Here is a 9529-nt window from a genome sequence, read left to right as displayed (position 1 = left end):
ACAGAATACTTCTGGATTACGACCTTAAACCGGGAGATATCGGAGAAAGCATGGTCAAGAAAACCGAACTGAAAAGACAAGGCTTTGACCAAAGATTTTGCACAGGTGCCGTCGTAGAGAATAACAGGCTTTGGAAGTGCTGCTTTACTTTTTGCTGGCACGAGGACGAAAACTACCTATACCTGAAATGCGATCCCTACCTCAACAACAGCAGCAAATATTAAAAATTTGTGGAATAAAAGATTTTCGGGCAAAGCCCTCAATCCATTATCTTTGCCCCAATGAGTCTACCCATGCGCATCACCTTTGAGAACAACGATTACACCTATACGGTTCTCACCAAGATCATCAATAACGAAACAAAGGAAATAAAGATCAGTTTACAGGGTGAAGAACTGACACTGGTACAAAACCAGAACAAAGAATGGGATGCCCGTGAACGGACAATTGAGGATGACCATGGACTGATCAAAGCAATCGCAAAAAATATCGCCTTACGGTTCCGCATATAGCTTAAACTTTACGATTCTTTAGAACCCAACAAAAAAGAACCTAGAAAAATAACTATTTCTCCTTACCTATCTTCTCTTAGACTGGTATCGCTTAACAGGCTTTTTCTTTCCTAAGTTCAACAATAACAAAACCGCAGCAATACCTGCTAAAATCCACCCTAATCCAGAACCGTCCTCACTATCAGGAACAATACGAGGATGCTCATCATAGTCCAACATATATTTATTGGAACTTTTTTTAAGTACAATATCCGCTAGCGCTTCATATTCTAAATCCCTATCCTCTTCTTCAAGATCAATCACCATTACCTTCGCATGATCCGCTTTGTATTTAGCAAATTTTAACACATCAATCGGATTGGTCACTACTACTTCGATATAAAAAGGATGCCCATCAATAGTAATCGTTGCATCTGGAATCAAATCGTTATAGCCAACCTCTGCAACCGGATCGCAATAATCAAGCATTCCCAAATAAGGCACATGTATCCTGTTGTTATCCAAAATAATCTGCTTTGCAAGTAAATGCAGCTCCGTTTCCGGCATCGGATTACAGTTTCCCTTGTTACTATGCCTAAAATGTTTCCGCCGAACAGTATTAAGAACCGCTTCAAGCCTGCCACTACAATTGTAGCAGACACAATTGCATTTTAATCCGGTCTGAGTAACCTTGGAAATCGGCACAATTTCGCTTGTGTCCCTCTCTATCCCAACAATTGGCTGAACGTTCATAAATCCGAAAACTAATTAATTATCCCTTTGAGATGTAAAAATTAAATCTATTCTTTGGAGTTTATCTCATCGTTGGCAATATCCATTAAATAGTTAAGAAAAATTGTTGTACTTGACTGAAAATCAATTTCATTGATTTTATTTCCATCAAAATCTGATGTTGAAGCAAACAGGTAAACCCTACTTATGTAACATATGCAGAATTTTGCGAACAACGAGTCTATTGAAGTTCATTATATTCCTCAATCGCATTTCCTATGTCTGCTCCAGAAATTTTATTACCAACATTCTGCTCCTCAAGCTGTATAATAAAATAATATAAATTGCTCCAATTCTTAATATCTTTGTTCTTTTGATTGATCAAATCAGTAATTTTTGCGCTGACTGCTTTATAATTGTCCTCCGACATACTAGCTACACTCTTTAGTGCTTCCAGCACCTTTGATTCAAGATTATTGAAAATATCGCCTTGATACTTGGATTTTTTGGCCATCTCCAAAAGTATCATTAGCCGATCAAGGCTTTTAATATCCTGAATGAACGCAAAACCAAAAAGGTTTCTTCTATAGTCGAATGCCTCTTCTGCCTGCTCTTGCAACTCTTTGAAAAGAAAATCAAACCCCTTCGAATCCCCGTTCTTCAAAAGGTAATTGGCAGCGGTTAACCGCTCCTCGTAAACGATTTCATCATTATTTAAATCGCTAAGTAAAATTTCGTTTAGAACAATTGAATTCACCGGGACGGTTGACAGAATATCAATACCTTTGAACCTTAGTGACCGGCTGTAAACATTTGTAATGAAAATTTCCAATCGTTCCGGCTCTCCAGTTAATTCGAACCAAAAATCAAGTAGTGCCTCATGCCTATATTCCTCTTCCTGACTTTCCTGTAGGCGCTGGATAATAGATGGGTATGTATCCCGCATTTTTTTTCTTAATGCATAAGATGCATTGCCCAACCAGGCCAATCCTTTAACCTCGGGATTGTTGATATTTTCTACAACCCGCTGTAGTAACGGTCCAAGACCTACCAGCGCTTCCAGCGCTTCAATCCCCCCCGGTTGTCTGACCCCAAGCTCCCAGCTAAAATTATAGTAAAGGGTAAACTCAAGAATTTTATCCGTTGGCATTTCAAATTTAAAGCGGTTAATAAAATACCATGATATATCCAATGGATCACCTTTAAAAACTGTCCAACTTCTGATAAAGTCCAACATTGCTGGTTCTACATTTAATTGGCTATAACTTTTCAATTGTTGATGGATCTGAGAAATCCTAAACCCCAAAAAACTAGGCCCGTAATCAACCCAATTAACAATTTCTGACAAATTGCCAATTCTGTTATTATGAGTAAATCTGCGCAAGATGATCATACAAATACTGGGAATATATAATCTATCATCATTGCGATTATCTTTCGAAAGTATTCTGATATCTTCTTGATTTATCTCTCGTCTGTTCAAACGTTCAAAAACTTTCTCGATTTCGATCTTTATTAGGTCGGGCCTGAAGAGTAGTTCAAAGTTATTAGTCATACGTTGCCCCCAAATATCGGGTCTCTGGACAGCAACAGGTTTTACCAGAATTATTTCAAGTTTTTGCCTAACCTCTGCGTCGAAATCCTGTGCCCATGATACTTGATTGCCTTGCTCCCAAAGGTAATGATTGATAAAATTCAGTAGCTTTTCATTAACATTTGTTTTCGCAGAATAATCGATCCATTCACTTAAAGCATCACTATCTATTAAATTAATGATCAAATTATGCAGATAATAAAATTCATCATCATTTTCTATTTCAGAGATTTTGCTTAATGCCTTTCCATTGCTAGCTGTTTTTTTGAAAAACTGCGAGAGCACCTCCACACTAGTTTCTTCATATTCTTTGGCCAGGACTATTGCAAGGTCGAATACTACCTGAAAAATATCGGCGTCTTGATCGTAGCTTGAAATCGCATTTTTTATCAGATGCTCCAAAGTTTCGCGGTGATTATGTACAACTGACAACCTTTTTTGGGGAGTGTCTTTTAATATTTTAAAAATAGATTCTAAACCGTTAGCTGAAATGACCTTTTTTATTGCTTCTTCCCAATGATAATCCTCATCCCCTAAACTGAAATTCTCTCTATCTTCGATTGCGTCAGGCAATTCGTTAAGGGACAATCCGTCCAAGAGGATATCTATGTATTTCTCCAACAAAGCAGAAACAGTAATGAGTTCATATAATCCGGCCCGTATGTATTGGTTTTTATGCTTCTTGAATTTTTCTACGATCTTCAGGATATGATCATCATTTACCTCTGGAATTCGTGCAATCAACGACATCATTCTATGTATATCTGCCGGCTCATGACTTTCTTCCAAAAGAGAATCCAATAAAAGGAACTGAAATTCCATCGCTTCTGTTTCAAAGCCTTTAAAATCGAAATAAAGCAAAAGATAAGTTGTATTTATTTTTTTTATTCTCGAACTGTCCCTATCACTAAGAATGTTTTTTAAATAATGTAATGTTTCTTTAGTTCTRCCAAATCGAACCAGATCTGCGGGACTAAACTTATTTGAGCTTACCCAGATTTCTTTATCAACATAAAAATTAAAGATATTTTTAAAAATATCAGTACGCTGCTGCTCATCAAATCTATCAGTTTCAAATTTGATGATCACCTCACGATCTTCTTGAAGAATCATATCTACCAACTGGGTAACCGTCGTTCCTTTATCAATGCTGATCAAAAAAGAAAGGGTATTGGTCCAAGTCGGCTTAACTCTTTTTGACCCTGCTGACTCGATAAATAAAAGCTTCTGTAATTTACCGAATGTTTGTCTGGCAAGAACCCTTGAAGCTAGGTATTCCTGAATATTGTTATGTTCAAAGCTCCAGTTATCTTTAGCCCGATCGTAGTTGAATGCCGGTAATGTTTTACATTGGAGATATTTCTCTTGATCCGGAAAAATACTGTGAAGATCCTCATCCGTCAGGTAGTTTTTCCCTGTCATCTCCATCACAAATGCAATATTTTCAAGCATGGAAAATAACGTTACTTCATTTGTTTCACCCCCTTCGGTTTTCCGCAGAAAGCCTTTATCCTGATCGACTATACTTTTTTCCATGATCTTTCCTCTGCCACCGCTAAAATCCCCGTTTTCCAGATAATAAGCGATCAATACTTTCAGGAAAAATGGTTTTTGAATCAGATCCAGAAACTGGGCATCATAAATTTTAGCAATAAAGGTTTCTGCATCTATACCCTGAATTCTGGACAAAATAGACTCAACGATCTCGAGCGTCACTTCACTGATAAAGAAAGCTTTGAAACCGCCTAAGGTCCCCAGATTGTCATTAGAGGGGTTTTCATAAAAATTAGTCCGACAGGAAACAACAGCTGTAATCTGATAATTTGTTTCAAAAAAATCCTTAATCGCCCGAACTGCCTGTCCAAAGAATTCCGGTTGTACCTCATCGAGTCCATCCAAAAATATGACGAGAGCTGCAGGATCGGTCTGATCCCATCCCCGGGGAAGGAAGTCTTCGAGATTTTGTTCCTGGAACATATTCAGCTTTACCAGGATAGGGGTCATTGGGTGATCAATATGTTTTAGTTTTAAAGCCAAACGAATCAACTCAATGGATTTGCCCGAACCTGCTCCGCCCAGAAGTACGATCTTTTTTTGTGTTTTGATGAGATCTTCTAGATAAACCCTACCAGCTTCCTGTGCAAAAAAAGAAGCAAAATCGCCGTCTTCTGCCGCGGCATAAGTGATGTGCCGCGAAATATACGTTTCTGGAAGATTTATCCCTGGAAACTCAAAATCCTGTTTTCCTTCTGGATATATTTTTGGGGCATCTCTGTCCAACTCAAGAGTCATCTCGCCAGCTATTCCGGCATAATATTTTAACCGCGCAGCACCGGGTTGCTGTCCTTGGCGACCTTTGGTATTCACGATAACTTCATTAAAAACGCTGGTCATTTTCAAATCAGGGCTTTTGTTACTTTCCAGAAAAGCATTAAGACATTGTGCAAATGGGCTACCTTCACCTTTTATTCCATCACTGACTTTGGTGATTTCCCCAGAGGTCAATACCCATCTTGAGTTATCACTGGTCAAGGAAGTTCTCGCATCTATCTTTTCCTGGACACCATGCTCGAAAATAAACGTTCCTGAGTAACAGCAATCGGAGATCAGCAGCACGTGATCGGCGCTGATTGCCCTGATATAGTCGTTGACTGTAGAATTGGGAATATAGTTATATTTTTTTTCACCAGCATCGATCGGTACCCAGCAACCCAGCTTCGTGTTTTTATCTATCTCTCCATGCCCTGCAAAGTAGATAATGAGATTTTTGCATTCAGTTGTATTCGGACCAAGTTTCTCAAATTCTTCAAGAATATTTGCCCTTGTCGCTCTTTGGTCATCTAATAAAGGACAAAACAGCTCAAAATTATAGCGTTCCTCCATCACCTTTAAAAAACGGCCGAGGTCGGTTTTGGCATTATATAGAGGTCCGTGTGGTTCGCCATATTCGTCTATGGCAATGGCTAAAATAAGGTTTTCCTGTTGATCAGCGTTTTTCATCGCCATGAAGTTAAAAATTGCTTAAGGATATAATGAAAAAAAATTTCTTTAGATCGCTACCTATTTCAAAAACCCTACTAATTAATAAAAACGTTGCCACCCACCTGATTCAAAATTGATTGATCAGAAAACAGATAGTTGTTAAAAATTAATAAATTAGCTCATCCTAAAACAACACGATTAAACGCTCACGATGAAAAAATGTGCAATACTTATTGGGGTAAACAATACCCATGGCCTTCCACCACTTTCTGCTGCACAGGATAATGCAAAGAAAATGAATGAATGGGCACTTAGTCAAGGCTTCATAACAAGTCTTTTTACTGACGAAAATGTACCCGTAAGGTATGATGAGATTTTAGAAGCAGTAGATAGCTATGTAAAAACCTATGAATATGAACAAATGGTTATTTATTTTTCAGGGCATGGCTACCTAGCTGGTCCCAGACAAGAGGTATGGACACTTTCAGACGCAAAGTCTAACCCAGGTCAGTGCATCGGTCTTTCTCAGAGTATAATGTATTCGAGATTCACCAAAATCAAAAATGTGGTATTTATTTCCGATGCATGCCGAACTGCCAATACCGCTATTAATTTTCTCGGAAACAATGGCCTTTCAATATTTAAAACAGATAATGAGGAAGCTTCATTGATGAAGGTTGACGAGTTTTATGCCAGTCTGCCAGGTAAACCTTCCCACGAGATTTTGACATCTTCTGGAACCTATGAAAGTATTTACACTGAATGCTTATTGGAAGGCTTAAATGGGGTAATTCCCGAGATAATCACGACCTTATCCACTGGCACTGAATATAGACACGTCGTCCTAGCATATGAGCTCAATGACTACCTAGAAAATGCGGTACCAAAAAAACTGATTGAGTTAGGCCTGTTTCAAGAACAACAACCCTTAGGAGAAATTACATCCAGAAATCCTATTTTTCTTTCAAAAATAACAGGCTACGCGCCGGAAAGAACTGCACATTCATATCCACCGGAAAAACCTGATGAAGATGGTTCGAACTTTGGTCTTCCAAAATCTTTTATAAACAAACCAGAGGTCCGGAAAGAAATTGATCGGAACATTACTGACATAATGGATTCTCTAAGCGAGTCTGATATCCTTCCTGGTATGGAAGCGAATACCGGCTTGAAAATCACKGGAGTCCTTCCAGAAAAAATTTGGACAGACGGACATGAACAAGAAATAGCAAAGCAGACCTCAAACTCTGGAATATTCTTTGAGTCATCTACCGATCGCTCATCTACAGTTCTCATTCAATTGGAGGATGGAACGGGCATCCCTTTTACATTAATTAAAGGTTACCATGCCAATGCTGTTTTTAGAGACAAACGCCTGATCAACATCAACTATATCCCCTCTCCGTTCAGTTACAAGCGTTTTGATTATGTGAGATTAGAGCAGGAAATCAAAAAGCAAAAAGCAGAGATCATTGCAGCTGCGCAATTCGGCGTCTTTTCGCCCAGCGAGAAGAAGCTCTCTATGTTTGCAGACTACATCAGAAGATATAAAGCTATAGATCCGACACTTGGACTTTTTGCAGCATATGCTTATGCCTTATCCGGAGATTTTAACGAAATAAGATCTGTATACGATCACATGGCGCGTGAAAAAGAGCCCGTGCTGTTTGATGTAGCACTATTAAACAAATTTACCGAACTAAATGGAAAGGATGTTGGTTTAAAACGCAAAAAAAGCAACAGCTCTTTTATGCCGCTATTAACACAGGGCTGGTCCTATATGAATCTGAGCAATGATGATAATCTTTTTGAACTATCCACCTCCCTGATTCCTGGCCTTTGGACTTCCTTCGATGAAAAAGGGGTTAAACTTTTAATTGCACTATTAAAACAAAAATTATGAGAATATTAATGATTCATGGTATAAACCAACAAAATAAGGATGCTGGGGAGATCAAGCAGGAATGGATTTCAGCGCTGAAAAATGGGTTTAAAAATGCCAGTCTGACATTCCCTGCGGACCTGGTCTTTGACTTTCCCTATTATGGAGATCTACTGATCTCTTTGCAGGAAGCATACGAAAAGGAAAAGAACGGAGGCAGCTACATCCTAAAATCTTCTTCCCCGGGGGATGATCCCATTGAGACTTTGCAGGAGAAAGTCCTTGAGGAAATACTTTCGGATATCGATCTTCAAGCTTTAAATATAACCCATGAACAGCCAGAAATAAGGGAGAAAGCATGGTACAACCATGCCCCCTGGCTAGCAATCGCTAGGAAACTAGATAATATTAGATATTTGGGGAATCTTTCTCTAGTAAAAACAACTACAGAGGTCGCAGCCTACTTAAGTGTTAAGTTGATCCGTAATAAGATCGATCAGGAGGTCAGTTCCGCTATTTCTCCCGATACCGATATGGTTATCGCCCATTCGCTTGGATCTGTAATAAGCTACAATATACTTGGTGTGCTGATCAAAAATGCTCCTGATCTAAAGCTCTTCATTACCCTTGGCTCTCCATTGGGGATGAAGCGCATAAAAGCGCAGCTTGAAATCCCTTTAAAAAGACCAGCTTGCTTGAACGGAAAATGGATTAATATTTATGATCGATTAGATATAGTTTCTTTGAATCCTCTCGATGAGGAAAATTTTGCAATAAACCCAGCAATAGATAATTTTGCGGTAGAAAATAACTCAGATGACCACCACGATAGTTCTGAATATTTATCCGACCCACTTGTTGCTTCTTATATTAATAAAATATATTTAGAGCAAAAGAAAAAGGCATCCAGTAAAAAAAATGCCTGACCAAAACGGCCAGGCACCCCAACAAACCACAAAACCAATCTATTTCGACTTCTTTTTATTTTCACTGACCTCAATACGGATCTGCTGTGCGAGCGCCTTAGCCTGCTGCATGGCAAGGCGGAGCCTGGTCCCAGCTGTCTTATTACCTTTACCAAAAAACTTCAGTGCGTCTTCCTCTGCTCCCAGAACAAGCGCCTTTAACGAATCAAATGTTTTCATATTAATAGTTTTATCGACTAAAAAATTAATGAATTAAAATTAACCCATGGTCATGCCGCCATGTTTATCCAAGCTTAGTTGACTACCCTTGGCCGATACTATAGTTACCCCATACTCGGCCTCAAATTCCGCTTGTTTTAACAATAACCAGCCTACGTCCTTGGAGATCGCGTCCATCTCAGCCACAACCACCATATCCAGCGTACCATAATCATGCTGCATCATATCCTCCAAAATCTTCCATGACATGCCCCTATCACCTTCCTCAGAAAGCCCAACCCTGAGTTCGATACCGTGCTCCTGGCAGAAATCATATATTCGCTGAGCCTGGCGGTCCAGGTCGCGCAGGTCCCCAAAGCGCACAATTCTGGCGTAACCAACAGCAACCAATTTTTTATTCTCCTCTTCCATAGCACTCCCACTACCTCCAAGCGGAATCAATAGCCTCCAATAAATAGCAAGACAGACCTAGTTCCCAATCCCCATTCCTGCTTCCTGCTGTTTATCTTTATTTTTCTCCTTCCCCTGTCCGGCATCCAGCACAGTGGCTAAGGCAGCTTTGGTCAAGAACTGCTCACGTTTTTCCATCGTGCCTTCAGGGGTATAAAAATTCACTTTACCATACCTTGGAACCGCTTCCAGCAAAAGTTTTACCGATTGCCCATCTTTCTCCACGCTCACTAATGGCGTCAACCCATTGCGC

At 39.4% G+C, this 9529-nt stretch carries 8 protein-coding genes and 1 pseudogene; 4 read left to right on the top strand and 5 right to left on the bottom strand.

From position 1 onward, the window contains the following. Both AC1DPQ_RS08535 and AC1DPQ_RS08530 read left to right on the top strand, forming a co-directional pair. Nucleotides 1-224: hypothetical protein (locus AC1DPQ_RS08535; RefSeq protein ID WP_477608811.1), on the top strand; the 224-nt coding region annotated here is incomplete at its 5' end. Between the two features lie 57 nt (nucleotides 225-281). After that, entirely contained in the window at nucleotides 282-512 is a 231-nt protein-coding gene (locus AC1DPQ_RS08530; protein ID WP_477585182.1) for a hypothetical protein, read from the top strand. 66 nt (nucleotides 513-578) lie between these two features. Here AC1DPQ_RS08530 and AC1DPQ_RS08525 read toward each other — a convergent pair whose 3' ends face one another. Then, nucleotides 579-1244, bottom strand: coding sequence for a competence protein CoiA family protein (locus tag AC1DPQ_RS08525; protein ID WP_477608809.1), 666 nt, complete (start codon nucleotides 1242-1244; stop codon nucleotides 579-581). A gap of 220 nt (nucleotides 1245-1464) precedes the next feature. Next, on the bottom strand, nucleotides 1465-5817 hold the full coding sequence (locus AC1DPQ_RS08520; RefSeq protein WP_477608807.1) for a hypothetical protein: 4353 nt from the start codon (nucleotides 5815-5817) through the stop codon (nucleotides 1465-1467). 193 nt (nucleotides 5818-6010) lie between these two features. Here AC1DPQ_RS08520 and AC1DPQ_RS08515 point away from each other — a divergent pair, with 193 nt between their 5' ends. Together AC1DPQ_RS08515 and AC1DPQ_RS08510 are read left to right on the top strand one after the other, a co-directional pair. Beyond that, nucleotides 6011-7702 carry a caspase family protein gene (locus tag AC1DPQ_RS08515; protein WP_477608805.1) on the top strand — a complete coding sequence of 564 codons (1692 nt, stop codon included), beginning with the start codon at nucleotides 6011-6013 and terminating at the stop codon, nucleotides 7700-7702. After that, entirely contained in the window at nucleotides 7699-8607 is a 909-nt protein-coding gene (locus AC1DPQ_RS08510; protein WP_477608803.1) for a hypothetical protein, read from the top strand. The genes AC1DPQ_RS08515 and AC1DPQ_RS08510 overlap by 4 nt, the downstream gene beginning before the upstream one ends. 39 nt (nucleotides 8608-8646) lie before the next feature. Here the strand turns inward: AC1DPQ_RS08510 and AC1DPQ_RS08505 are convergent, their stop codons facing one another. From AC1DPQ_RS08505 to AC1DPQ_RS08495, 3 genes and pseudogenes are all read right to left on the bottom strand, one after another. Continuing rightward, entirely contained in the window at nucleotides 8647-8826 is a 180-nt protein-coding gene (locus AC1DPQ_RS08505) for a histone H1 (protein WP_477582939.1), read from the bottom strand. A 39-nt stretch (nucleotides 8827-8865) separates the two neighbouring features. Beyond that, nucleotides 8866-9237, bottom strand: a complete 372-nt coding sequence (locus tag AC1DPQ_RS08500; protein WP_477582937.1) for a recombinase family protein — start codon at nucleotides 9235-9237, stop codon at nucleotides 8866-8868. A 57-nt stretch (nucleotides 9238-9294) separates the two neighbouring features. After that, nucleotides 9295-9529: pseudogene (locus tag AC1DPQ_RS08495) on the bottom strand (hypothetical protein); the annotation flags it as partial.

The organism is Pedobacter sp. 01T416_2 (genome assembly GCF_056398925.1).
This window is presented reverse-complemented; position numbering and strand designations above follow the sequence as displayed.